General features: G+C 61.2%; 21 protein-coding genes. 11 read left to right on the forward strand and 10 right to left on the reverse strand.

The genetic code is table 11. From position 1 onward, the window contains the following. Positions 1-4: 4 nt before the first annotated feature. The 6 genes from ribD to AC02Y0_RS10845 form a co-directional block, all read right to left on the reverse strand. Positions 5-1,093, reverse strand: a complete 1,089-nt coding sequence (ribD, locus tag AC02Y0_RS10820; RefSeq protein ID WP_476383825.1) for a bifunctional diaminohydroxyphosphoribosylaminopyrimidine deaminase/5-amino-6-(5-phosphoribosylamino)uracil reductase RibD — start codon at positions 1,091-1,093, stop codon at positions 5-7. A 3-nt stretch (positions 1,094-1,096) separates the two neighbouring features. Beyond that, entirely contained in the window at positions 1,097-1,573 is a 477-nt protein-coding gene (nrdR, locus tag AC02Y0_RS10825; RefSeq protein WP_102021343.1) for a transcriptional regulator NrdR, read from the reverse strand. A gap of 12 nt (positions 1,574-1,585) precedes the next feature. Continuing rightward, positions 1,586-2,875, reverse strand: coding sequence for a serine hydroxymethyltransferase (glyA, locus tag AC02Y0_RS10830; protein WP_444557846.1), 1,290 nt, complete (start codon positions 2,873-2,875; stop codon positions 1,586-1,588). 179 nt (positions 2,876-3,054) lie between these two features. Further along, entirely contained in the window at positions 3,055-4,383 is a 1,329-nt protein-coding gene (locus AC02Y0_RS10835) for a L,D-transpeptidase family protein (protein WP_476383826.1), read from the reverse strand. A gap of 299 nt (positions 4,384-4,682) precedes the next feature. Further along, positions 4,683-5,192, reverse strand: coding sequence for a transcriptional regulator LdtR (gene ldtR / locus AC02Y0_RS10840; protein WP_102021346.1), 510 nt, complete (start codon positions 5,190-5,192; stop codon positions 4,683-4,685). A 132-nt stretch (positions 5,193-5,324) separates the two neighbouring features. Continuing rightward, positions 5,325-5,762 carry a DUF6163 family protein gene (locus AC02Y0_RS10845; RefSeq protein ID WP_102021347.1) on the reverse strand — a complete coding sequence of 146 codons (438 nt, stop codon included), beginning with the start codon at positions 5,760-5,762 and terminating at the stop codon, positions 5,325-5,327. A 175-nt stretch (positions 5,763-5,937) separates the two neighbouring features. Here AC02Y0_RS10845 and hemB point away from each other — a divergent pair, with 175 nt between their 5' ends. The 3 genes from hemB to AC02Y0_RS10860 all read left to right on the forward strand — a co-directional run bounded on the left by hemB (position 5,938) and on the right by AC02Y0_RS10860 (position 8,364). Next, positions 5,938-6,954: a porphobilinogen synthase gene (gene hemB / locus AC02Y0_RS10850; protein ID WP_476383827.1), complete on the forward strand. Its 1,017-nt coding sequence runs from the start codon at positions 5,938-5,940 to the stop codon at positions 6,952-6,954. A 69-nt stretch (positions 6,955-7,023) separates the two neighbouring features. After that, positions 7,024-7,482 (forward strand): RDD family protein, encoded by a 459-nt coding sequence (locus AC02Y0_RS10855; protein WP_476383828.1) that lies wholly within the window; start codon positions 7,024-7,026, stop codon positions 7,480-7,482. A 120-nt stretch (positions 7,483-7,602) separates the two neighbouring features. Beyond that, positions 7,603-8,364 carry an arginyltransferase gene (locus tag AC02Y0_RS10860; RefSeq protein WP_476383829.1) on the forward strand — a complete coding sequence of 254 codons (762 nt, stop codon included), beginning with the start codon at positions 7,603-7,605 and terminating at the stop codon, positions 8,362-8,364. Between the two features lie 84 nt (positions 8,365-8,448). Here the strand turns inward: AC02Y0_RS10860 and AC02Y0_RS10865 are convergent, their stop codons facing one another. Next, positions 8,449-9,492 (reverse strand): class I SAM-dependent methyltransferase, encoded by a 1,044-nt coding sequence (locus AC02Y0_RS10865; RefSeq protein WP_476384010.1) that lies wholly within the window; start codon positions 9,490-9,492, stop codon positions 8,449-8,451. 318 nt (positions 9,493-9,810) lie between these two features. Between AC02Y0_RS10865 and AC02Y0_RS10870 the strand changes: the two genes are divergently transcribed. Both AC02Y0_RS10870 and AC02Y0_RS10875 read left to right on the forward strand, forming a co-directional pair. Beyond that, positions 9,811-11,799: a putative bifunctional diguanylate cyclase/phosphodiesterase gene (locus AC02Y0_RS10870; RefSeq protein WP_476383830.1), complete on the forward strand. Its 1,989-nt coding sequence runs from the start codon at positions 9,811-9,813 to the stop codon at positions 11,797-11,799. Positions 11,800-11,904: 105 nt separating this feature from the next. Then, on the forward strand, positions 11,905-13,047 hold the full coding sequence (locus tag AC02Y0_RS10875) for a cyclic nucleotide-binding domain-containing protein (RefSeq protein WP_476383831.1): 1,143 nt from the start codon (positions 11,905-11,907) through the stop codon (positions 13,045-13,047). A 58-nt stretch (positions 13,048-13,105) separates the two neighbouring features. On the opposite strand, the gene parC is transcribed toward AC02Y0_RS10875, so the two are convergent. Then, positions 13,106-15,382, reverse strand: coding sequence for a DNA topoisomerase IV subunit A (gene parC, locus AC02Y0_RS10880; protein ID WP_476383833.1), 2,277 nt, complete (start codon positions 15,380-15,382; stop codon positions 13,106-13,108). 206 nt (positions 15,383-15,588) lie between these two features. On the opposite strand from parC, the gene AC02Y0_RS10885 reads away from it, so the two are divergent. Continuing rightward, positions 15,589-16,785 (forward strand): hypothetical protein, encoded by a 1,197-nt coding sequence (locus tag AC02Y0_RS10885; RefSeq protein WP_476383835.1) that lies wholly within the window; start codon positions 15,589-15,591, stop codon positions 16,783-16,785. Between the two features lie 124 nt (positions 16,786-16,909). Here the strand turns inward: AC02Y0_RS10885 and aspS are convergent, their stop codons facing one another. Further along, on the reverse strand, positions 16,910-18,700 hold the full coding sequence (gene aspS / locus AC02Y0_RS10890) for an aspartate--tRNA ligase (RefSeq protein ID WP_476383837.1): 1,791 nt from the start codon (positions 18,698-18,700) through the stop codon (positions 16,910-16,912). A 463-nt stretch (positions 18,701-19,163) separates the two neighbouring features. Here aspS and AC02Y0_RS10895 point away from each other — a divergent pair, with 463 nt between their 5' ends. Together AC02Y0_RS10895 and AC02Y0_RS10900 are read left to right on the forward strand one after the other, a co-directional pair. After that, on the forward strand, positions 19,164-19,574 hold the full coding sequence (locus AC02Y0_RS10895; protein WP_476383839.1) for a BLUF domain-containing protein: 411 nt from the start codon (positions 19,164-19,166) through the stop codon (positions 19,572-19,574). Between the two features lie 65 nt (positions 19,575-19,639). Beyond that, entirely contained in the window at positions 19,640-20,221 is a 582-nt protein-coding gene (locus AC02Y0_RS10900; RefSeq protein WP_476383841.1) for a DUF1349 domain-containing protein, read from the forward strand. Between the two features lie 132 nt (positions 20,222-20,353). Here AC02Y0_RS10900 and AC02Y0_RS10905 read toward each other — a convergent pair whose 3' ends face one another. After that, complete coding sequence (locus AC02Y0_RS10905) at positions 20,354-20,962, reverse strand: TetR/AcrR family transcriptional regulator (protein WP_476383843.1); 609 nt, start codon at positions 20,960-20,962, stop codon at positions 20,354-20,356. A gap of 99 nt (positions 20,963-21,061) precedes the next feature. Here AC02Y0_RS10905 and AC02Y0_RS10910 point away from each other — a divergent pair, with 99 nt between their 5' ends. The 3 genes from AC02Y0_RS10910 (at position 21,062) to AC02Y0_RS10920 (ending at position 23,716) form a co-directional block, all read left to right on the forward strand. Continuing rightward, complete coding sequence (locus AC02Y0_RS10910) at positions 21,062-21,493, forward strand: ABA4-like family protein (protein WP_476383845.1); 432 nt, start codon at positions 21,062-21,064, stop codon at positions 21,491-21,493. A 3-nt stretch (positions 21,494-21,496) separates the two neighbouring features. Further along, positions 21,497-22,342: a hypothetical protein gene (locus AC02Y0_RS10915; RefSeq protein ID WP_476383847.1), complete on the forward strand. Its 846-nt coding sequence runs from the start codon at positions 21,497-21,499 to the stop codon at positions 22,340-22,342. A 135-nt stretch (positions 22,343-22,477) separates the two neighbouring features. Further along, positions 22,478-23,716 (forward strand): MFS transporter, encoded by a 1,239-nt coding sequence (locus AC02Y0_RS10920; RefSeq protein WP_476383849.1) that lies wholly within the window; start codon positions 22,478-22,480, stop codon positions 23,714-23,716. The last annotated feature ends 64 nt before the right edge of the window (positions 23,717-23,780 follow it).

A 23,780-nucleotide genomic window follows, 5' to 3' on the forward strand; every position in this document is an offset into this window, starting at 1 on the left:
TCCGTTAAATCCAGGCAGAGGCAGGCAGCCGATCGAAGATCTGCAGCCTGTCAGCGCCCACCTGCCGCTCGTCCACGCGGACGAAGCCGGCGGGCAGGCGGTCGGCGGTAATCGGTGATGCGATGCCGTCCGAGCCGATCGTGACCGAGGAGTCATAGAGGTGGATGCGATCGACCAGTCCCCGGCCTAGTAGGTCAGACGCGATACGCGCACCGCCTTCCACCATCAGGGAGGATACGCCTCTCTGCGCGAGCAGGGCGAGCAGGTCCTCGACCCCGGTGATTTCGACAATTTCCACCCCGCTGTTCGCAAGCTCAGCGCGATGGCCCTTTGAGCCCGGCGCGACTGCGACGAGCACCGGCACTGTCTGTGCGCTCTTCGCAAGCTTCGAGGTTGGCGACAGTTCAGCCTTGCGATCGAGCACGACCCTGAGCGGCGATGTGCTTTCCAGTCCCGGCAAGCGCACCGTCAACTCCGGATCGTCGGCAAGTGCCGTCCCGATCCCGACAAGGATCGCGTCGCTTTCCGCTCTCAACCGATGGACGGATTCTCGCGCTTCTCGTCCGGTGATCGCCACCTGCCCTGCACCCTTGCGGCCGAGCATGCCATCGGCGGAAACGGCAAGCTTGAGAGTCACTTGCGGGCGACCCTTCGTCTGGCGCGTCAAGTAGCCGGACATGGCGCGGCGGGCATCCTTCTGAAGAACACCGATGGTGACCTCGATGTCCGCGTCCGCCAGGATCTTCAGCCCTTGCCCCGAGACCCTTGGATCCGGATCGGCGACGGCCACGACGACGCGGGCAATGCCGGCCTGGATGATGGCATTGGCGCAGGGCGGGGTCTTGCCGTGGTGCGAACAGGGCTCAAGGGTAACATAGGCGGTTGCCCCCCTCGCCTTCTCACCTGCCTCGGCAATCGCCTGCGGTTCGGCATGCGGTCGACCGCCAAGCGCTGTCACGCCGCGGCCGACGACTTCGCCATCTTTTACGATCAGGCAGCCAACCGAGGGATTGGGGCCGGTTCTGCCGACATGGGTCAGGGAAAGCGCGATCGCTTCGCGCATGAAGGTCTCGTCACGGGCGGTGATCGACACGCCTCAGTCCGCGGTGCTGTCGCGGGAGATCTTGGCGTTGATCTCGGCGATCACGTTTTCGAAGTCCTCGGCATGGGAGAAATCCCTGTAGACCGAAGCGTAGCGCACGAAGGCGACGTCATCGAGCGTCTTCAGGGCTTCTAGTACCTGCAGGCCAATTTCTTCGGATGAGATTTCGGTCTCGCCGGAGCTTTCGAGGCGGCGGACGATACCGGACACGGCACGCTCTATGCGGTCAGGATCGACAGGGCGCTTGCGCAGTGCGATCTGGAAGGACCGCACCAGCTTGTCGCGATCGAACGGCGCCTTGCGGCCGGTCTTCTTCAAGACCATCAACTCACGCAGCTGCACACGTTCGAAGGTGGTGAAGCGCCCCCCGCAATCCGGACAGATACGCCGCCGGCGGATGGAGGTGTTATCCTCCGCCGGTCGCGAGTCCTTGACCTGGGTTTCATCCGATCCGCAGAAGGGGCAGCGCATCAGCCTAATGCCTTACATGTAAGGGTACATCGGGAAGCGGTCCGTCAGGGCCACAACCTTGTCCCGCACCGCAGCCTCGACGGCGGCATTGCCTTCATCCGAGTTGGCGACCTTCAGACCATCGAGGACCTCGACGATCAGGTTGCCGATTTCGGTGAATTCGGCTTCCTTGAAACCGCGGGTCGTGCCGGCCGGCGTGCCGAGACGGATACCGGAGGTGACGAAGGGCTTTTCCGGGTCGAAGGGGATGCCGTTCTTGTTGCAGGTGATGTAGGCGCGGCCGAGGCCGGCTTCCGCACGCTTGCCGGTGGCGTTCTTCTTGCGCAGGTCGACCAGCATCAGGTGGTTGTCGGTACCACCGGAGACAATATCGAGATTATGCTTGATCAGCGTCTCGGCCAGAACCTTGGCGTTCTTGACGACCTGGGCGGCGTAGTCCTTGAATTCCGGCTTCAGCGCTTCGCCGAAGGCGACGGCCTTGGCGGCGATGACATGCATCAGCGGACCACCCTGGAGACCCGGGAAGACGGCCGAGTTGAACTTCTTCGCCAGATCCTCGTCGTTCGTGAGGATCATGCCGCCGCGCGGACCACGGAGCGACTTGTGGGTCGTCGAGGTCGCAACATGGCAATGCGGGAACGGCGACGGATGCTGGCCACCGGCCACGAGACCGGCAATGTGGGCCATGTCGACCATGAGATAGGCGCCGACCGAATCGGCAATCTCGCGGAAACGCTTCCAGTCCCAGGTGCGGGAATAGGCGGTGCCACCGGCGATGATCAGCTTCGGCTTGTGCTGCTCGGCCTTCCGGGCCACGTCTTCCATGTCGAGCTGGTGGTCGTCTTCACGCACGCCGTAGGAGACAACGTTGAACCACTTGCCGGACATGTTGACCGGCGAACCATGGGTCAGGTGACCGCCAGAGTTCAGGTCGAGGCCCATGAAGGTGTCGCCCGGCTGCAGCAGCGCCAGGAAGACGGCCTGGTTCATCTGAGAACCGGAGTTCGGCTGCACGTTGGCGAAGTTGACGCCGAACAGCTTCTTGGCGCGGTCGATCGCGAGTTCTTCAGCGATGTCGACGAACTGGCAGCCGCCGTAATAGCGCTTGCCCGGATATCCCTCGGCATACTTGTTCGTCATGATCGAGCCCTGGGCTTCGAGCACGGCGCGCGAGACGATATTTTCAGAAGCGATCAGCTCGATCTCGTGACGTTGACGACCGAGTTCCTTCTCGATCGCACCGAAAATGTCCGGATCTGCATCGGCGAGAGAACGAGAAAAGAAGGCATCGTTGTTCGACATGATCGCTGGCTCCTCAAAAGCGTTTGATGCTGTGGGGTCTTAAACTTCCGCAGTCACGAGAGCAATACGGAGAACGACATTTGCGGATCAATTGGCGCGCTTGGGCGAAAGGCCGCAGCCTCCAAGCAAAAAGCCGCGCACGAGGCGCGGCTTGATGAGGTTTGGCTGCAAGTAGCTGCTTACTGCAGCGGGACAAAATCTTCTTCGACCGAGCCTGCGAACTGCTCGACGCCGATATTGGCCTGCAGTGCCAGCTGGGCGTCGCCGTCCTTCTGATAGATGTCGTCACGGAACTGGACGATATTGTCGTTCGTCGACCAGGCCGAGATGTAGACGATGTAAACCGGCACTTCTTCGGCCAGCTTGATCGGATTGTTCTGGCGGGTCGTGATGACGCGCTCGATTTCCTGGCGCGACCAGCCGGGCGTGTCGCGCAGCAGCCAGGTAACCAGGTCGCGAACGTTCTGCACGCGGATGCAGCCCGAAGATTCGAAGCGCATCAGCTTGTTGAACAGGCCCTGCTGGGGCGTGTCATGCATGTATTCGTTGTTCGGGTTGTGGAAGTTGATCTTGGTGGATGCCATGGCGTTGATCTTGCCCGGATCCTGACGGAACATCAGGTTCGGTGCCTTGGCGGCGTTCCAGTCAACCGTTTCCGGCGCCACTTCAGTGCCGTTGCCGTCGAACAAGCGGATGCTGTTGCGCGTCAGGTAGGTCGGATCCTTGCGCATCAGCGGCACGATGTCCTTTTCGACGATCGAGCGCGGCGCGGTCCAGTACGGGTTGAGGATGACCTCGTAGATCTTGGAATTGATCATGTGGGTCGGACGATCGATACGACCGACAACGGCAGTGTTGCGCAGTGCCACGCGATCATTTTCGACGGCTTCGACGGAGGCACCGGGAACGTTGACCATCACATAACGACGGCCGAGGTCGCCCGACATGGACTGCAGACGGACCAGGTTGGTGTTCAGCTGGTTCAGGCGAACATCGGCGCCGACATTGAGCGCCTTGACGGTGAATTCGCCGAGCACGCCGTCTTCCGGCAGACCATGGCGCGCCTGGAAACGCTTGACGGCAGCGTCGACGTAGGAATCGTAGGAATTCGAAAGGCCAGCTTCGCGCGGAAGGTCGCCCGAGATCATCAGGCGCTGACGCAGACTCTGGACGGCCGGATCCATGGCGCCGATGCGCAGGGCGTCCGGTGCATTGATGGTCGGCCAGCCACCGTTGGAGACGATCGTCTGGTGCTGGCTGATCGCCTGCTGCATGTACATCAGATTGCTGGCGCTGAGGATCGGCGTGTTGGACACGACGGCTGCAGCCGTGCGGGAAGCCTGGGCATCGAACTGGTCGTCCCAGTTGCCACGACGCGGCGCGTTGATGAGGTCGTTGATCGCGTCCTGCGCCACGGCCTGACCGGCGATCGCCGCGGCACCAGCGGCAGCCGCACCGCGAAGCAGCGAGCGGCGCGAAAGAGCAACAATTCCAGACGTCTTGGACATATTCCCTACCGTTTCATCCTGAACCTGAACCAGACGCATATCGCGCCATGGTTAACAAAGCGCCGCCACGAGGGCTGAAATGTGCGCTGTGGGGTCGATCGGAGGCTGTCGAAACGCCCCCTTTTCTCTCTCCGGCGGTCCCATATCAATATGGCCAATTCGTGTCACCAGGGGGTTGTGTCACGGGAGTGTGTAGGGCCCGGCGCGTGTCGTGAGGGCAAGAACGCGAAAACCGGACGCTTCGGGAGAAGCATCCGGTTTCGAGCGGTGGATCGCTTTGGAGGTCGTCTAATGAAGCCTCAGAGGCGATACAGGATCTGGTCGTTCCAGAAGCGGTCGAGGCGCTGCAGGAGCTTGTTCATCTGGGTGAACTCGTCGGTGCCGATGCCGCCGACCTTCTGGATCGAGCCGATGTGGCGCTCATAGAGCTTGGCAACGGTTTCAGCGATCTCCTGGCCGGCATCCGTCAGGCTGATGCGGACCGAGCGACGGTCAACGCGCGAGCGCTGATGGTTGATGAAGCCGAGGTCGACAAGCTTCTTGACGTTGTAGGAGACGTTCGAGCCCAGATAGTAACCGCGCGAGCGCAGTTCACCGGCGGTCAGTTCCGAATTGCCGATGTTGAAGAGCAGGAGTGCCTGGACGGCGTTGATGTCGGAGCGACCCTTGCGGTCGAACTCGTCCTTGATGACGTCGAGAAGGCGGCGGTGAAGACGCTCGACGAGGTGGAGGGATTCGAGGTAGAGCGAACGGATCGCTTCTTCCTGCGGGTCGAGAGTGGCCGGCTGCGGCTTGAGCTTGGTGTTCATATCGGTCTGCCTCACTGTTTTGTTTGGCGGTGTTGGTTTTTTCTCCCGCCTTGGTGAGGACCGTATCCAATGCGCATAAAATTCTATTTAAAACGCAGGCTTAACAGAGGCTTACCAGAGCCTCTCCTGCGATCAGGGTAAATCAACCGTTATACCCTGCTGCTTGTGTCTCCCTTCGAGCCACAACGCCAGGCGGAATACCACATAGACGACGAAGACTGCCGAATGCATGGTGACGGCGAGCGTGTTGTAGCCGAAGACATCTGGCCACACGGTGAACATCAGCATCTGCCCGCCGGCTGCAAGAAGCCACATGACCGGGCCCCAGGAGCCCGCGAGCCAGAGGCCGAGGGCTGCGACCGGAAAGACGACGGCAAGGCCGGTCGCCGCGACACGCCAAGGTGTGGAGAGAAGATCGAAGCGACCCAGCCCATCATGGCTGTAGCCGACGATCAGCGCCCAGTATTGCAGGCCGAACCAGAGGCAGGCGAGCGCCACAACGCGCAGAAACAGGACGAAAATGGCTTCCGTCAGGCTGCGAAGGGGCGTGTTGGTCGAATCAGCTTCCATGGCTTGGAGGATAGGCTTGTGCCAAGGTCTCCGCCAGCTTGGCGCTCGCGCCCTCCCCTGCTGATCTTGCTCGCCCGCTGCGACGGTTTGATCGGGGAGTCTTCGCCGCCTTCCGTTTTGCAAGCTTTCGGCATCGTGCTAATCAGCAGCCGGAACATAGACGAGGATCAGGCTGATGACGGACAAGACACATCTGGTAGACGCGGTTACCGGACACCGGCGCATGCGCCGCCTGCGCAAGGCCGACTGGCAGCGTCGGATGGTCCAGGAGAACCGTCTGACCGTCAACGACCTGATCTGGCCGATCTTTGTTGTGCCAGGATCGAACATCATGGACCCGATCGCCGCCATGCCTGGCGTTTTCAGGATGAGTGTCGACAAGGCTGTTGAGGCTGCAAAGGAGGCCGCCGATCTCGGGATCCCCGCACTGGCGACATTTCCGAATGTCGAAATGGAACTGCGCGATCAGACCGGCTCGGAAGTCCTGAAGAGCAACAATCTCCTCAATCAGGTGACGGCGGCGATCAAGAAGGCGGTCCCGAACATCGGCGTGATCACCGATGTGGCGCTCGATCCGTTCACCAGCCACGGCCATGACGGCATCCTGCGGGATGGCGAGATCGTCAATGACGAGACCGTGGACCAGTTGGTGCGGGCGGCGATTGCCCAGGCCGATGCTGGGTCCGACATCATCGCCCCATCCGACATGATGGATGGCCGGATCGGCGCGATCCGCCGGGGCCTCGATGCAGCCGGGCATCAGGATGTCGGCATCATGTCCTATGCCACCAAATTCGCCTCCTGCTACTACGGCCCCTATCGCGAGGCGATCTCGACAAGCGGACTGCTGAAGGGTGACAAGAAGACCTATTACATCGACCCGGCCAACAGCACGGAAGCCGTGCGGGATGCCGCCCTCGACGTCGAGGAAGGCGCCGACATGCTGATGGTGAAGCCCGGCCTGCCCTATCTCGACATCTGCTGGCGCCTCAAGGACAGCTTTGGCCTGCCGGTCTTTGCTTACCAGGTCTCCGGTGAGTACAGCCAGATCAAGGCTGCGGCGGCGAATGGCTGGATCGACGGCGAGCGGGCGATGCTCGAAACGCTGCTCTGTTTCAAGCGCGCCGGCTGCGACGGCATCCTCACCTACTTTGCGCCTGAGGTGGCCCGTCTGCTCGCAAAGCAGGGCTGATCCTCACGGATTATTGTATTCGGCATCGGGCTCCCCATATCAGAAACACAACCGAACAAGGAGCCCGACATGAGCCTCGACAGCAACTCGTCCTATGCCGCCCCGGATGATTGGCGTGCCTATAGCGGCGTGCTTTCGCGGCGCGTCTTTGCCTTCCTGGTCGACTATCTGTTCATCGGCCTTCTGTGGATCCCGGCGGCAGTCGTCGTGTTTTTCCTCGGCGTGCTGACGCTTGGCCTTGGCTGGCTGCTCTATCCGATCCTGTTCTTCGTAGTCGCCGGCCTTTATTTCGGCATGTCTCTGGCAGGCCCCTCGCAGGCGACGCCGGGCATGCGGATGATGGGCATTGCCATGGTCCGTCTCGACGGTCGCAAGATCGACTTCGTCACCGCGATCGCGCATCTGGCGCTGTTCTGGATCCTGAACTCGGTGTTGACACCGCTGGTGCTGCTTGCCGGCCTGTTCATCGAGCGCTCGCGTCTCGTCCATGACCTGCTCCTCGGAACGGCCGCCGCGCGCACCTACTAAGTTTCCCGGCGCTTTTCGCCCCCGATACACTCCGGCATCCAAGCCGGAGTGTTGACCTTTTTCATTCTTGCGCCATCCTAGCTTCAACAGGACTGGCTAAAGGATTCTCTTCGGCGGCAGATGAACACGCAGACATCCCCCTCCCCGCAATTCTACCTGACGGCGCCTGCGCCTTGCCCGTATCTGGCGGGAGAATCGGAGCGGAAGGTCTTCACCCATCTTGTGGGTCCGCGTGCCACCGAAATGAACGACCTTCTGACCCAGGGTGGTTTCCGCCGATCCCAGAACATCGCCTATAGACCTGCCTGTGAATCCTGCCGGGCCTGCGTGTCCGTGCGGGTTCTGGTCAACGAGTTCGAGCTCAGCCGGGGCTTCCGCCGTATCGAGGGCGTCAACAGCGACGTCATCTCGACCATCTACCCGGCACAGCCATCCACCGAACAGTTCTCGCTCTTCCGGCGCTATCTCGACCACCGCCACCAGAACGGCGGCATGTCGGACATGTCGGCGCTGGATTACGCGATCATGGTCGAAGACAGCCATGTCCAGACGCGGGTCATCGAATATCGCCTGCGCACCCCCGGCGACGGGATCTCGGCCCAGCCGCGCGGCGAACTCATCGCAGTCGCCCTGTCGGACCTGATGAGCGACGGGCTATCGATGGTCTATTCGTTCTACAACCCTGAACTGGAGAAGCGGTCTTTGGGCACGATGATGGTGCTCGACCACATCCGCCGCGCCAAGGCGCTCGGCCTGCCGCATGTCTATCTCGGCTACTGGGTGCAGGGTTCAAAGAAGATGGGCTACAAGACCCGCTTTCAGCCGCAAGAGCATCTGATGAACCAGGGCTGGACGCGTTTTACCCCGGAAGTTGAGGGGTAAGCAGAGAAATCTCCGCCTCAGACCAGTCCCATTTTGGGACGTTCAGCCCTCCGCAGCGCAATTGCAGCGGAGGGCTGTTTCATTTCAGGACAGCTTGCGAATGATGCCGTAGACGACATTCCGGTTCTCACCGAAGCGCACCGTCGCTTCAACTGGCATATCCCCGACACTGCCCTTGATAATCCGGAGCATGTCTTCTTCTGAACGCAGGAGCAGTGCCCAGTTCATGAAGGTTTCCATGTAACCGTCGACCTTGATGTCCGTTGCGAAGTTGGCAAACAGGAAGACACCATTCGGCTTCAGCATGTCGAGGCAGCGCTGGGTCAGCTTCATCGACACCTTGTCATTCAGATAATCGTAGAGACCCGCTGCGTAAACGAAGTCGAACTTGCCGAAGTCGTGGCGTCCGCCAAGAATGCCGCGTACGGACCCGTCGACAGCTTCAATGCATGTACCGGCAAAGTCACGGCTGATGGAGCCTACGCTGAGCGGGTCCTGGTCGAGGGCCACCCAGCGCTTCAGGCGACCTTCCTTCAGAGCAACAGATCGATTTGCCTCACGCAGGTGGCCGGCGGCGATCGTCAAAACCTCGGCCTCGCTGCCACGGGAAGATGCAATCTGATCAACATGTTGCGTCAACAGATCTCGACGCTCGCGTACCGCGACCGACGATGATGCGTCCTTGGTATAATCATAGAGCGCCTTACCCAAGGGAGACGCCTCGTTGATCTTATCGGCAACGCTCGGATGGCCGTAGATGAAATCCAACAGTTGCGCGTCCCCGGAATAACCACGCGGCTTTTCGGAAGACCACCGTGTGAAGGGATCCTCCAGGAAGTAGCGGGCCACCGGGTGTTGCTGCGCAATCGGGATCAATTGCTGCCAGACACTCGGGGAATAACGCGCCCGCAGTTCATGCAGCGACCCCGCGATGCGATGAATTATATGCCGGGGTTCCGCACCCTGCTCGAATTGCTGCATTGCGATGGCGAGTGTCAGCCCGAGCCCCGTCCGCGCCGTTTCGAGCTCTTCATTCTTCCATGTCGTACCGGGAGCTACGACATGGGCCGCAATCGATTCTGGAGTAATCAGGCTCTCGCCGTCTAAAGAAATTTCAAACTGTCTCATACGCCGCACCACCGTGAAGAACGATAACCTCGTTAATACTTCAGTTACCATATGTGCAGATGTGAGATCGCGCGACTCCATTTGGTAACTTTTGAGGAGTTTGGTTAACAGCGCGAATGTCCGAGCTCCAGCAGGTTCGGGGATGAGCCCGGAGACTTGAAAATCCGGACGCGACAATGTCAGTCGGGTCTGTCGCAGGTGCGAGAGAGCTCCCGGTTGTTAGAGAAAGTACATGGTGGATAATGGCTGAGAGACGGATCGACGAGCCGGCCAGGCATGTTCCTGATCGCGAGGCTGTGGAGACCGATGGGACCGATCATGTCGCACGCCGCGCTGAACGCTCTTGAAGCGACGGGCAAGACCTGCCCGACCCTCGCTCCCGCCGCCACACTGCGCACCATCTACAAAACCCATACGGGACCTGCACGCGTCACCGCGGCCCGCCAGGGACTTTGGGTGGCCGTGTTCGTCTACATGCTGTTTGCAGTGAGCGATTTCATCCTCATTGCCGATGTAGCACCGACGACCATTTTTGCCCGCCTGATGGTTGGCGTCACCTCGCTTGTGATCCTCGAAGTCTGCTGCTGGGGCAAAGCCGGCGCCAGGGTCATCGAGGGCATTTCGGCAGCAGCAATCGTCGCAGGCTATCTGTTCTGGCTCCTGCCCGCCCTCCATACCACAGCCGTCGAAAGCATCCGGCTCTACATGATCTTCGGCACCATCTTCATGATGGGTGCGAACCTCTTTTTCATCTTTCCCTTCGTGCTCTCAGTGGTCACGTCAATCGTCGTGTTGGCCATCCTGCTTGGCAGCATGGTCACGATGTTCCCCAACGACCCGATCTACATGATCAATTTCGGGCTGTTTTACATCTCCTGCTTCATCTTCACGTCCTATGTGAACTGGAAGCTCAACGGAGAGCGTTACAACGTGTTTCTCAACGCGCTCGAGGCTGCCCATCAGCATCGCGAAGCGGAAAAGCGCGGGGTTGCGCTTGAGCGGCTTTCGAACACTGACTATCTGACCGGCGTCGAAAATCGGCGCGCCGTTGACAAGCGTCTGAGGGATTTCTGGAACGACTGGCAGACCAACGGCACGTCTTTTGCCGCTATCCTGGTCGATGTCGACTTCTTCAAGAAGTACAATGATTTCTACGGTCACCAGGCCGGTGATCGCTGCCTGATCCTGGTGGCAAGCGTGCTCAACGACACGCTGAAGCCGCTCAATGCCTCCGTCGGTCGTTATGGCGGCGAAGAGTTCATCGTGCTGTCTCGTGTCACCGGGCGCGATCAGGTCATGGCGCTGTGCGAAATCATCCGGAGTGCCGTCGAAGGCCTGCATCTGGTTCACGACCAGCGCCGCGACGGCCAGGCTTTCGTGACGGTCAGTGTCGGCGCGTCCTATACCCGTGCGCAGACCGGCCCCAAGCTGGAGCGCATCATCAATGAAGCGGACCGGGCGCTCTATTCGGCGAAGGCGAATGGCCGCAACTGCATCCGGCTCTTCAATCCGAATGATCCGCTGACCAGCGACGACAACGAGAATATCGCCGCGACGCTGCGCATGGCGATCAAGAACGATCTCGTCCACCTCGTCTATCAGCCGATCCAGAACCTTCGCACCGGGCGCGTCGAAGCGGTGGAATCGCTGATGCGCATGAAGATGATCGACGGCACGCCCTTGTCGCCGGCCCAGTTCATCCCGGTTGCCGAACGCACCGGCGCGATCCTCGATCTCGGTCTCTGGGCCATCCGCCGCGCCTGCACGGAGGTGCTGGCAACAGGCATCGCGCCGATGGCCAGCGTCAACGTCTCGGCCATCCAGCTCAAATCGCGCGGGTTTGCGCTCGCCGTCTCCACGATCCTCGAAGAGACCGGTGTGTCCGGTTCGCAGCTCGCCTTCGAGATCACCGAAGGCATCGACATGGAGGGGCAGTCGGATGTCATCCGCTGCATCACCGACCTGCAGGCGCTCGGGATCCGGATCTGGCTAGACGACTTCGGCACAGGCTTTGCCGGCCTCTCCTGGCTTCGCCTCTTCCCCTTCGACACGGTCAAGATCGATCGCTCCTTCCTGCAGGACGCCCGCCGTCCGGCTGGCCGCGCCATGCTGGAAGACATCATCCGGCTGATCCGCAACCGCGGCTTGAAGATCCTAATCGAAGGCCTGGAAACCGCCGACCACGTCGAACTGATGCACGAACTCGGCATCGAGCTCGGCCAGGGCTATTACCTCGGCCGCCCCGTGCCGATCGACGAGGTCAAGATCAAGGCTTTCCCACGGCTCGCGAGCATCGCCGTTCGCTGATCGGAGATTAAGTAATCGGCCCCAGATTTGGCCGATTGCCGCATCTGCGATCTTCAAACGAAATCAGTAGTATCCGCCCGCATATTCAAGAGGTCGGATACACGTATGAGCACGGTCGACGCGCAAGATCTGGCGGGCAGCCAGGACTTTTCAGAAACGCTTCTCAAGCACACCACCATCCGGGTGAGCGACGACTATCTCGACGATTTCCGCCGCCATGTCGAAGCCGTGCACTATGCGGCAAACGCGGTCATTTTTCGCAAGGGCGACGAGAGCGATTTCGCCATCCTGATCGGCACGGGCGAGGTCGAAGTCTATGACGAGCAAAGCGGCACGGTACTCGCCGTCTCCGGCGAAGGTGCTCTGATCGGCGAACTCGGCATGATCAGTGGCGATCCACGCAGCGCGTCCGCCCGGGCGCTCACACCACTTACGGGCTGGAAGATCGACCGCTCGGACTACCGCGAATTCCTGAGCGACCGGCCGGAACTGGCCACCCTCTTTTTCCGCAAGATCTATGCCCAGCTTTCCCAGAGCTATGGCAAGCTCCGGCAACAGTTCGTGGCGCTGGAAGAGGCGGACCGGCGCTATCACGCGCTCGCCTTCATGTTCGTCACCATCGTGCTGATGGTCAACGTCTATGCCCTGGTGAATGGCCTCATCCTCGGCGGCCTTCGAGAAACCCACCAGGAGCAGATGATCTTCTGGACCTCCCGCGCCATGGAGCTCTGGGGCGGCTTCATCCTCTGGGGGCTGACCGTGCGCTGCGGCCTGACACGCCACGATATGGGCATCCGGATGGGCAATCTGTGGCGGTCGATCGCCGTCGGGCTGTCGATCAGCGTTCCGGCGCTCGCGGCCATGGCCTATTTCCGCACCCGCCTCTACCCGGAGCTTGAGGGCACGCCCCTCCTCGACCCACGGCTCATCTCGCTCAGTGTCTATACCTACATCCTGATCGCAGCCTTGCAGGAGTGGATCTGTCGCGGCGTCTTCCTCACCTCGATTGCGAGCCTGATGCCGGGCAAGACACGCCCGATGGCGGCGATCGTCATCTCATCCCTGGTGTTCTCTACGCTCCACCTGCACTACTCGTCGTCGCTTGCGGTGGTCGCTCTGTTGACCGGCATCGTCTGGGGCTGGCTGTTCCTGAAATACCGCAATCTCGCCGGACCAATCATTTCGCATTTCATCCTTGGCAATGCGGCAACGCTGATGGGGCTCTGGGCGATCTGGCAGCGTGGCTGACATGGAAAAGCCGGCCGCAGATGCGGCCGGCTCTAAAAACTGCGGATCTGGGTGCGGCTTAGCCCGAGAACTTGCCGCTGCGCGGGAAGCCCTTCGGCACAAGGCGTCCAGCCGAGGCGCGATCGCCCTGCCATTCGACCAGTTCTTCCTTCGTCTTGGTGAAGGTGCGCCCGGCGCTGTCGGCCCAGGTCAGGCCGTCGGCGATCGTGAAGAACTTCACGTCGGAGATGCCGCCATCCTTGTAGCGCTGCAGGCGCACGCCCTTGCCGCGGGTCATTTCCGGGATCTGTGCAAGCGGGAAGACGAGCAGTTTACGGTTTTCGCCGACGACCGCCATATGGTCGCCACTCACGGGCACCACGAGCTTGGCTTCGTCCGGCATGCCGACATTCATCACCTGCTTGCCTTTGCGGGTGTTGGCGACGACTTCACCTTCGGGCACGATAAAGCCATTGCCGGCGGTCGAGACGAAGATCAGCTTGCGGCTGGAATCGTGGACGAAGGCGGTCAGCACGTCCTGGTCGTTTTCCATGTCGACCATGATGCGCAGCGGTTCGCCATGGCCACGGCCACCGGGCAGCTTGTCACCACCCAGTGTGTAGACCTTGCCGCCCGTGGTCACGAGCAGGATCTTGTCCGTGGTCTGGGCCGGGAAAGCAACCTTCAGCGCGTCGCCTTCCTTGAAGGTCAGCGCTGACGTGTCGGAGATGTGGCCCTTCAGTGCGCGGATCCAGCCCTTTTCAGAGATGACGACGGTGATCGGTTCCTTTTCGATCATCGCCTGCTGGATGGCTTCGACATCGGCATCGGGAGCGTCGGAGAAGACGCTGCGGCGGCGTCCGAGTTCGGTCGCCTTCGCGTATTTCTTCTTCACCTCGCCGATTTCCCAGGCGACCGTCTGCCACTGCTTGTCGGTGGAGGCGAGCAGGGATTCGATCTCGGCCTTCTCGGCGGAGAGCGCGTCATGCTCCTTGCGGATCTCAAATTCCTCAAGCTTGCGCAGGTTGCGCAGGCGCATGTTGAGGATGGCTTCAGCCTGGTTGTCGGTCAGATCCCATTTGGCGATCAGGACAGGCTTCGGCTCGTCCTCCTCACGGATGATGCGGATCACCTCGTCGAGGTTAAGATAGGCAATCAGCAGGCCGCCGAGGATTTCGAGACGGCGGTCGATTGCAGCCAGTCGGAACTTCGAGCGGCGGACGAGCACGTCCTTGCGGTGGTCGAGCCACTCGGTCAGCACCTCGTTGAGGGCCATGACCTTGGGGACCTTGCCCTGCGAAAGCACGTTCATGTTGAGCGGAATCCGGCTTTCGAGCTCGGTGAGCTTGAACAGCGATTCCATCAACAGCGTCGCATCGACCGTGCGGCTCTTCGGCACGAGCACGAGGCGGATGTCCTCGGCGCTCTCGTCGCGCACGTCTTCGAGCAGCGGCAGACGACGGGCGATCAGGAGTTCGGCGATCTTCTCGATCAGGCGCGACTTCTGCACCTGGAACGGGATTTGGGTAACGATGATCTGGTAGCCGCCACGGCCGAGATCCTCGATCTCCCACTTGGCGCGCACCCGGAAGCCACCGCGGCCGGTGCGATAAGTCTCGAGCATCGAGGCACGGCTCTCGACGATCACACCGCCGGTCGGGAAATCAGGGCCCTCGATGCCGCCGCGTTCCGGATGCCCAGGATCGGCAAACAGTTCCTCGACGGGAGCGCCGGGGTTCTTGATGAGGTAGAGCGCGGCGTCGCAGAGCTCATGAGCATTGTGCGGCGGAATGGAGGTCGCCATGCCGACTGCGATGCCCGAGGCACCGTTCGCCAGAAGGTTGGGGAAAGCACCCGGCAGAACCGTCGGCTCGTCATCTTCCTCGTTATAGGTCGGGCGGAAATCGACGGCGTCCTGATCGATGCCTTCCAGCAGAAGGGCCGCAACGTCGGTCATGCGGGCTTCGGTGTAACGATAGGCGGCAGCACTGTCGCCGTCGATGTTGCCGAAGTTCCCCTGCCCGTCGACGACGGGATAACGCTGGGAGAAGTCCTGCGCTAAGCGCACCAGCGCATCATAGACCGACTGGTCACCATGCGGGTGGAACTTACCGATGACGTCACCGACGATACGCGCGCATTTCTTGAAGGCCGAATTCGGCCGGATGCCCATTTCGCTCATCGCGTGGATGATGCGGCGATGCACCGGCTTCAGTCCGTCACGGACGTCCGGCAGCGCGCGGTGCATGATCGTCGACAAGGCATAGGCGAGATAACGCTCTTCGAGCGCCGCCTTCAGGTCGACCGGAAGAATGTTGTCGCCACCCTCTTCGGGCGGAAGCTGATTTGTCCCCATGGGTCTCCCCTATCGGAGAAGACCCGGAACGGCAAGGAAACCGGGAATTCTGCCTGTGGATTAAGGGGCTGTGACCGTCATCACGCCACAATCCCCCCGCACCGGTCTATGGCGAAAATCGGTGGACGTTTTTTCAATCCCCCTTATAAATATCGCCGACCTTTTGGGCACGCTCAATGCGGCCAACAGCAACAGAGGACCTCGTCATGACCTTGTACCGTTCCACCCGAATTCTGCTCGCGGGCGCGGCGCTCTGCGCGTTCACCGGCCCTGCGCTTGCGCTGGACGGACAGGATTTGCTCAAGAAGATCAATGCTGCCTTCGCAACTGGCGGCACCAACATCACCGCCGACAGCGTCGAGGTCGATGGATCCAACGTGATCCTGAAGGGCCTCAAGCTCGGCGTCGAAGCTGAGCCGACGGACAAGCCGCTGATGCTTCAGGAGCTGACGCTCGAAGGCGTCACCGAGGAAGAAGGCGGCGCCTATTACATCGAACGGGTCGAATTCCCCGAGGTGAACGTCTCGGAAGAGAAGTCGACCTTCAAGGTTCAGGATCTCTACCTCTCCGGCGTTTATGTCCCCGGCGACGCCAATGCTGAGGGCATCGATTCGCTGATGTTCTACGAAGAGGCTCATAGCGGTCCGGTGGAAGTGACCGTCGACGGCAAGCCGGTTTTCTCGATGGCGGAAGCCGTCGGCACGATGGGACTGTCCGAAGACGAGACCACGATCACCTTCGAGGGCACGGTGACCGGCGTGAAGGCCGATCTCAGCACCGTCGAAGATCCGAAGGCAAAGGAATCCATCGAAGCGCTCGGCCTCACCAGCCTCGACGGCAACATGAACATGTCCGGCAGCTGGGAAGTCGAGAGCGGCACGATCGACATCGAGGACTACTCGATCGATTTCGCCAATGTCGGCAAGCTTTCGCTGGCCTTCTCGATGTCCGGCTACACGCTCGATCTCGTCAAGCAGATGCAGGAACAGGCCCGCATGATGCAGGCCCAGCCGCAGAACGAGCAGGCACAGCAGGCCGCCGGTCTTGCCATGCTCGGCCTTGTCCAGCAGCTGTCGCTGGTCGATGCGCAGGTTCGCTTCGAAGATGCCGGCATCACCAAGCGCGGCCTCGACTATGCCGGCAAGAGCCAGGGTGCCGACGGCGCCCAGATGGGGCAGATGGTCAAGGGTATGGTTCCGATCCTGCTTGCCCAGGCCAAGCTCGGCGCGCTGCAGAACGAGGTCTCGGCCGCAGTCAACAGCTACATCGACAACCCGAAGGCGCTGACCATCGCCGCGGCCCCGGCAAGCCCGGTCGCCTTCCCGATGATCATGGGTGCTGCCATGGGAGCGCCGGAAACCATCCCAGGCCTGATCGGCCTGAAGGTCACTGCCAACGACTGATCTCAGCCTTAGCTGAGACACTGAGCCCGGCCCGCGAAAGCGGCCGGGCTTATTCTTGGCCTTGAGGTCAACAAAAAAGGCCGGGATCACTCCCGGCCTCTTCCGTTCAATGCATCGAACCCGATCAGTCCTTCTTCGGCTGCGGCACAACGCGCAGCGCCAGTTCGCGCAGCTGCGTCGGGGTGGCCGGCGACGGGGCGTTCATCAGCAGGTCCTGGGCCTGCTGGTTCATCGGGAAGAGCGAGATTTCGCGCAGGTTCTTCGCACCGACGAGCAGCATGACCACGCGGTCGATGCCGAAAGCGCAGCCGCCATGCGGAGGAGCGCCGTACTGGAAGGCACGGTACATGCCGCCGAAGCGTTCCTCGACATCCGCCTGGGACAGGCCAACCTTTTCGAAGGCCTTGACCATCAGTTCCGGCGACTGGTTACGGATCGAGCCCGAGGCGATTTCGAAGCCGTTGCAGACCGCGTCATACTGATAGGCCTTGAGCGACAGCGGATCCTGGCTTTCCAGCGCTTCCAGACCACCCTGGGGCATCGAGAATGGGTTGTGGGCGAAGTCGATCTTCTTTTCTTCCTCGTTGTATTCGTAGAACGGGAAGTCGACGATCCAGCACATTTCGAAACGGTCGCGATCGACGAGGTTCAGTTCCTCGCCAGCGCGGGTGCGGGCTTCACCGGCAAACTTGTAGAACTTGGCCGGGTCGCCTGCGACGAAGAAGGCAGCATCGCCCGGCTCAAGGCTGAGCTGCTGACGGATCGCTTCGGTGCGTTCTTCGCCGATGTTCTTGGCGAGCGGACCGGAGCCGGCAATCTTGCCGTCCTCTTCCTTCCAGAAGATATAGCCGAGGCCCGGCTGGCCGGTCGATTGCGCCCAGGCGTTCATGCGGTCGCAGAATGCTCTGGAGCCACCGGTCTTAGCGGGGATCGCCCAGATCTCGACCTTCGGGTTGGACGCGATCATGCCGGCGAAAACCTTGAAACCGGAATCGCGGAAGTGGTCGGTGACGCCTTCCATGACGATCGGGTTGCGCAGGTCCGGCTTGTCGGAGCCATACTTGCGGATCGCGACGTCATACGGGATGCGCGGCCATTCCTTGGTGACCGGCTTGCCTTCGGCGAACTGCTCGAAGACTTCAGTCATCATCGGCTCCATCGTGGCCCAGACGTCTTCCTGGGTGACGAAGCTCATCTCGACGTCGAGCTGGTAGAACTCGCCCGGCAGACGGTCAGCGCGCGGGTCTTCGTCGCGGAAGCAGGGTGCGATCTGGAAATAGCGGTCGAAGCCGGCGACCATCAGGAGCTGCTTGTACTGCTGCGGTGCCTGCGGAAGCGCAAAGAACTTGCCTTCATGGATACGGCTCGGCACGAGGAAGTCGCGCGCACCTTCCGGCGACGACGCCGTCAGGATCGGGGTCGAATACTCGGCAAAGCCGGCAGCGGCCATGCCTGATCGCATCGACGAGATGATCTGCGTGCGCTTGACGATGTTCTTGTGCAGCGTGTCGCGGCGCAGGTCGAGGAAGCGATACTTCAGGCGCACGTCTTCCGGATAGTCGGGCTCGCCGAAGACCGGCAGCGGCAGTTCCTTGGCAGCCGAGAGAACCTCGATTTCCTGGGCGTAGAGTTCGATCTCGCCGGTTGCCATGGCCTTGTTGGTGGTCTCTTCCGAACGGGCCTTGACCAGGCCGTCGATGCGGATGACCCATTCGCCGCGCACGGTTTCCGCCAACTTGAAGGCCGGGCTGTCCGGATCGGCCACGACCTGGGTGATGCCGTAATGGTCGCGCAGGTCGATGAAGAGCACGCCGCCATGGTCACGGACACGATGGACCCAGCCCGAGAGGCGGACGGTCTGACCGACGTCGGATTTGCGAAGAGCGGCACAGGTGTGGCTGCGGTAACGATGCATGATGTCGTGCTTTCCTGGACTGGTAGACGGCTGGCGGGAATTAAGAATTCGGCACACGGCCAGCCGATAGAAAATCGGGCGGAAAAGCGCATGGTGCGCCTGATTTGTCAAGGCTGCGTGGTGTTGGGCGTGGCCGAAGCTGTTTCTCAGGTTGGGTGCTGGGCCTTGCTCATTAGAGGGCGCGGCGGCGAATTGAATGTAATTTCTTCGCAAAAGGGGAGACGGACCCGAACAGCTGGTTGCGCTCATAGCCGCTACGGGGCCGCGAGGGGACTGTCAGATTTTGGATTGCCGAGAAGCAAGAACGGCCCGGCAGATCCACTTCAGGAGATGCATGATCTGGCTCTGATCGAAACACCCGATGCGAGATCGTATCTGGTAGACGCCGCCTTGCGAAACTGCTCGAATGCCATGTTGCAGGGATACGTCGATCAGGCTTCCCAAACAGAGGAGAGAAGAGCGCATGGATGTGTTTCGGGCCATCTACTCGTCAGAACCCTTCGGCTATGACAGCGCAATTTTAGACGGGATCCTGATGGAGGCCCGGCGCGCAAATCTCCGTGACGGCATCACAGGTGCACTTATCTGCCGCGCAGACATCTACCTGCAATGGCTTGAAGGCCCCGAGCTGGAGGTCCGGAAGACCCTGGAACGCATTGAGCGCGACGACCGCCACCTCGAGGTAAAGGTACATGTCGCAGAACATGTCCCAGAGCGAGCGTTCGGAGAATGGGCGATGTTGCACGATCCGGCGGCAACATGGATCTGGACGCAAAGCGAGATTGCAAGTGGCGCCCTCAAGCGATCGACACCGGAAGAGATAACGGAGTTCTTCTTACGTCTTCGACGCACTGGGGTTGCTGACGGTAAGTGATGTCCCTAACCGCCAGCAGTGTCGGACGTAGGCCTCCATGAAACTAGTTGTATTGGGTGACGAAGTTGCAGAGTTTTAAGAACGGACGGTGGCTCAATGAGCCCACAAAAACAGATGCTTCGGATACCGAACTCTCCGTAACGACTGACGCCAACACGGATTTTTGGCGAGAGACACACTATGGTTTTGTGCGCGACAGTGGCCACTTCTACGCATTCCAGGCCGAAAGCGATTTCACTGCCCAGGTTCGTGTCCAGGCGCATTTCGAACATCTATACGACCAGGCTGGCCTCATGGTCAGGCTCGACGAAAGACGGTGGGTCAAGACCGGGATCGAGTTTTCGGACGGATATGGCTTGCTCGGCAGCGTGCTGACGGATGGAGCCTCCGACTGGGCAACAGGGCGATACGGCGGCGACCCATCCGATTTCTGGATCAGGGTGACCGTACAGAATGGCGTATTGCGGATACAGGCATCAGCCGATGCAAAAACGTGGGCATTGGTCCGCCTCTGCCCATTTCCAGAAGCGGAGTATTATCTCGTTGGCCCAATGTGCTGCACTCCCGAACGTGCCGGCTTGGAGGTAAGATTTAGTGAGTGGCAATTAGGGCGGGCCTTGGGCAAAGACCTCCACGACCTGACGTAGCCGTCAGAGCGCTTTATTGAGAAGCCGCAGCGTTTGCTTCTGGCGCAAAAGCGAGAAAACTTTGCTGAGAATGATGATGCTTCAGGAACGGCAAAGGACGGCGTGTTTGGCCTGAACGGAGGCGCCTCCCCCTCACTCCGGCAAAAGCACACTCGCCAGATCCAGCGGCGCCGCAAAAGGCTCGGAGCCAGTGCCGCCATCGCCCTCCGGTGGCAGCTTGCCGTCGATCATCAGGTGGGCATGGCCGTGGATCTGCGACCAGACGAGTTGCTCCACCGCCGCCCTGCCCTCCGGCGTATCCAATTTCATCCGCTTCGCCACCGGCCACGAGATTTCCTCGAGCACGGCATGGGCGGCGTTCGCCGGCGGGCCGATGGCCGGGTCGTCCCAGTCGAGGCGATTGGCGGTGAACATCAGGCGGAAGAGATGCGGGCGGGACCTGGCAAAGTTCAGATAGCCGCGTGAGGCCGCGCGTAGCTGCTCTGCCGGATCATCAGGGGCTGCCGCCATGGCCTCGCGCATCGACGCGGCAAACAGCCGAAAGCCTTCGACGGCAAAGGCGGTCATCAGGTGCCGCAGGGTCGGGAAATGGTGTTCGGGGGCTGCATGGGACACGCCGACCCGGGCGGCGAGTTTGCGCAGCGTCAGGCCTTCGAGGCCCTGCTCTTCGAGCATGTCGAGCCCGTTGCCGATCAGCGCCTGGTGCAGGTCGCCATGGTGATAGGATTTCTGTCTTGCCATGCCCCTTCATAAACGCTCGAAACCGGATCGTCAAAATCAATCTTGACATTGCCAAGTTATGGCGCATGCTTATCTTGTCACCGTCAAGATGAGGCTCCCATGTCCGCCGATACCGTGTTTTCGATCACCAGCAGCACTGCCATGGCCGGCTGGTTGCTGCTTATCCTCGCGCCGCGCTGGGCAGCCCTCATCGCCTTCATCCGTTTCGGCCTGATCGGCGCGCTGTCGCTCACCTATGCCGTCTTGATCCTCGTCTACTTCTTCCGCGTCGAGGGCGGCGGCTTCGGGTCGATCGCGGAGGTGCGGGCGCTCTTCATGAGCGATCCGATGCTTGTCGCCGGCTGGGTGCACTACCTCGCCTTTGATCTCTTCATCGGCACCTGGATTGCCGTCGAGGCAGACAAGCGCGGCTACAATCGCCTGCTGCAGGCGCCGATGCTGGTTGCGACCTTCATGTTCGGGCCTCTGGGCCTCCTGCTCCTTTCTCTCACCCGCGCGACCGAAACCGCGCTCAGCCCCCGAAAGGCCTGACCGATGACCATGCTCTTCAACGACAGTGTTGCGCTCGCGCCATCGCCGGATCTCGCTGCTGCCGAACAAAGAACCCGCCTTGTGCTGATCGTCGGTATCGGGCTGTCGGTGGCGCTGGCCTTTCCGAGCGTCATTGCGCTTGGCCTCGACGACCGGCTGATCAACGGTATCAGCGTCTGGAGCAAGCCGCTGAAGTTCCAGGCGTCGCTCACCATGATGCTTCTGACGCTCATCCTGCTCCTGCCACTGATCGAGACGCGAACGCGGGCCGGGCTCGGCGTTTTTCTGGCGAGCCTCATGGCAGCGATCACGGCAAATGGCGAGGTCTTCTACATCACCCTGCAGGCCGCTCGGGGCCGGGCCTCGCATTTCAACGACAGCACAGCTTTCGAGGCCACGGCCTATAGCGTGATGGGCGTGGCGGCGGCCCTGCTTGTGCTCTCGAGCCTGGTGATCGGGGTCTATATCCTGCGCCGACCGCGTGCCGGTTCGCCCGCCGGCTTGCGGCTCGGCGGCGGCTGGGGTCTCGCGCTCGGCAGCGTGGCGACCCTGATCACCGCCTTTGCGCTCGGCGGCGGCCAAATCGACGGGCCAGGTCACTGGGTCGGCGGCATCAAGACGGATGTAGGCGGTGTGCCGCTGTTCGGCTGGTCGCGCACCGGCGGCGATCTGCGGGTGCCGCATTTCTTCGCCACCCACATCATGCAGGCCTTGCCGATCCTGGGTGTTGGCCTCGACCGCGTGGCTCCACGCTTCGCAAGGCCCGGCATCGCACTTGGCGCCTTCATCTCCATCGCCGTGGTCGTCGGCACTTTCGTTCAAGCCGTCCAGGGGCGACCCTTCCTCTGACGGTTAAATCTGGGCGCGTGGCGGCAGGCTGGGATTTTGGCCTGTCGTCACCCACCAAAGAGGTTTAGGAATTCGGACCTGCCACGGCACCGACTCAAACACCACTCGCCCTCGCCGCGGCCCGCAGGCCCATTCATGCAAGACATCCGTCCCCTCATCCCGCTTCTCATCACCGCCGGCATCCTGATCGGCGGCAACGGATTGCAGGGCACCTTCATCGCGCTGCGCGGCATCGAGGAAGGCTTCAGCACCTCCGTGATCGGCATGGTCGGTGCGGGCTATTTCATCGGCTTCGTGTTCGGCTGCGTTTACATCACCAAGATCATGCGGGCGATCGGGCATATCAGGGCTTTCTCGGCGCTCGCGGCCATCGCATCCGCGGCCTCGATCATGATGGTGCTGGTGATCGACCCGATCTCCTGGTTCCTGATGCGTCTCGTGCAGGGTGTCTGTTTTGCTGGCCTCTTCGCCGTCGTCGAAAGCTGGCTCAACGCCCGCGTCACCAATGCCACCCGAGCGCGTACGCTCTCCGTCTATCGCTTCGTCGATCTCGGCTCGGTGACGGCGGCGCAGTACATGATCCCGCTCTTTGGGGTCTCCGGCATCGATCTCTTCGCGATCATCGCCATGGCACTCTCGCTGTCTCTGGTGCCGATCTCGTTTGCCGACAAGTCGAGCCCCGCCCCGCCGAAGGACGTCAAGTTCGACATCAAGGTCCTGTGGTCCGTCTCACCGCTCGCGACCGTCGGCTGCATCGTCATCGGGCTCACCAATTCGAGCTTCCGCTCACTTGGCCCCATCTATGCCGACGGCATCGGCATGTCGGTGACCTCGATCGCCACCTTCATGAGCATCGGCATCTTCGCCGGCATCGTGCTGCAATATCCGCTCGGCCACTACTCCGACAAACTGGACCGCCGCGTCATCATCCTCGTCTCGACGATCGGGGCGTTGCTTGCTTCGCTCTACCTCGCCTTCCTCGCAGGCGATGGCGAACTCGCAAACTTCATCGGCATCTTCACCTTCGGCGCCTTTGCCCTCCCCCTCTATTCGCTGTGCTCAGCGCATGCCAATGACCATGCGGCACCGGGCCAGCATGCGCTGGTTTCGGCCGGCACCCTGTTTTTCTGGTCGATCGGCGCTGTCGTCGGTCCGCTGATTGCCTCTTTCCTGATGGATGCCTTCGGGCCGCATGCGCTGTTTGCCTATACGATCGTGGTCCTCACCTTCTTCGTCGCCTATACCCTTGCCCGCATCCGGGCGCGCGATGCGGTGCCGACCGAGAAGCGGCGCATGCGCTTCCGCAGCCTGCTGCGCACCTCGGCCTTTTTCAGCAAGCTCGCGACCCCGCCCAACGAGAAGGATGGCGGCTGAGATGATCATCGTCACACCTGCGACAGCATGGCGCCCCTGCACTATTGCTGATCAGTCGTCTCAA

The sequence above is a fragment of the Allorhizobium sp. nf9_anc genome, from assembly GCF_056323085.1.

Excerpts from the sequence above, each read along its gene's own strand:
- nrdR (WP_102021343.1), bottom strand. The coding sequence starts at position 1,573 with ATGCGCTGCCCCTTCTGCGGATCGGATGAAACCCAGGTCAAGGACTCG.
- glyA (WP_444557846.1), bottom strand. The coding sequence starts at position 2,875 with ATGTCGAACAACGATGCCTTCTTTTCTCGTTCTCTCGCCGATGCAGAT.
- AC02Y0_RS10835 (WP_476383826.1), bottom strand. The coding sequence starts at position 4,383 with ATGTCCAAGACGTCTGGAATTGTTGCTCTTTCGCGCCGCTCGCTGCTT.
- ldtR (WP_102021346.1), bottom strand. The coding sequence starts at position 5,192 with ATGAACACCAAGCTCAAGCCGCAGCCGGCCACTCTCGACCCGCAGGAA.
- AC02Y0_RS10845 (WP_102021347.1), bottom strand. The coding sequence starts at position 5,762 with ATGGAAGCTGATTCGACCAACACGCCCCTTCGCAGCCTGACGGAAGCC.
- hemB (WP_476383827.1), top strand. The coding sequence starts at position 5,938 with ATGACGGACAAGACACATCTGGTAGACGCGGTTACCGGACACCGGCGC.
- AC02Y0_RS10855 (WP_476383828.1), top strand. The coding sequence starts at position 7,024 with ATGAGCCTCGACAGCAACTCGTCCTATGCCGCCCCGGATGATTGGCGT.
- AC02Y0_RS10860 (WP_476383829.1), top strand. The coding sequence starts at position 7,603 with ATGAACACGCAGACATCCCCCTCCCCGCAATTCTACCTGACGGCGCCT.
- AC02Y0_RS10865 (WP_476384010.1), bottom strand. The coding sequence starts at position 9,492 with ATGAGACAGTTTGAAATTTCTTTAGACGGCGAGAGCCTGATTACTCCA.
- AC02Y0_RS10870 (WP_476383830.1), top strand. The coding sequence starts at position 9,811 with ATGTCGCACGCCGCGCTGAACGCTCTTGAAGCGACGGGCAAGACCTGC.
- AC02Y0_RS10875 (WP_476383831.1), top strand. The coding sequence starts at position 11,905 with ATGAGCACGGTCGACGCGCAAGATCTGGCGGGCAGCCAGGACTTTTCA.
- parC (WP_476383833.1), bottom strand. The coding sequence starts at position 15,382 with ATGGGGACAAATCAGCTTCCGCCCGAAGAGGGTGGCGACAACATTCTT.
- AC02Y0_RS10885 (WP_476383835.1), top strand. The coding sequence starts at position 15,589 with ATGACCTTGTACCGTTCCACCCGAATTCTGCTCGCGGGCGCGGCGCTC.
- aspS (WP_476383837.1), bottom strand. The coding sequence starts at position 18,700 with ATGCATCGTTACCGCAGCCACACCTGTGCCGCTCTTCGCAAATCCGAC.
- AC02Y0_RS10895 (WP_476383839.1), top strand. The coding sequence starts at position 19,164 with ATGGATGTGTTTCGGGCCATCTACTCGTCAGAACCCTTCGGCTATGAC.
- AC02Y0_RS10905 (WP_476383843.1), bottom strand. The coding sequence starts at position 20,962 with ATGGCAAGACAGAAATCCTATCACCATGGCGACCTGCACCAGGCGCTG.
- AC02Y0_RS10910 (WP_476383845.1), top strand. The coding sequence starts at position 21,062 with ATGTCCGCCGATACCGTGTTTTCGATCACCAGCAGCACTGCCATGGCC.
- AC02Y0_RS10915 (WP_476383847.1), top strand. The coding sequence starts at position 21,497 with ATGACCATGCTCTTCAACGACAGTGTTGCGCTCGCGCCATCGCCGGAT.
- AC02Y0_RS10920 (WP_476383849.1), top strand. The coding sequence starts at position 22,478 with ATGCAAGACATCCGTCCCCTCATCCCGCTTCTCATCACCGCCGGCATC.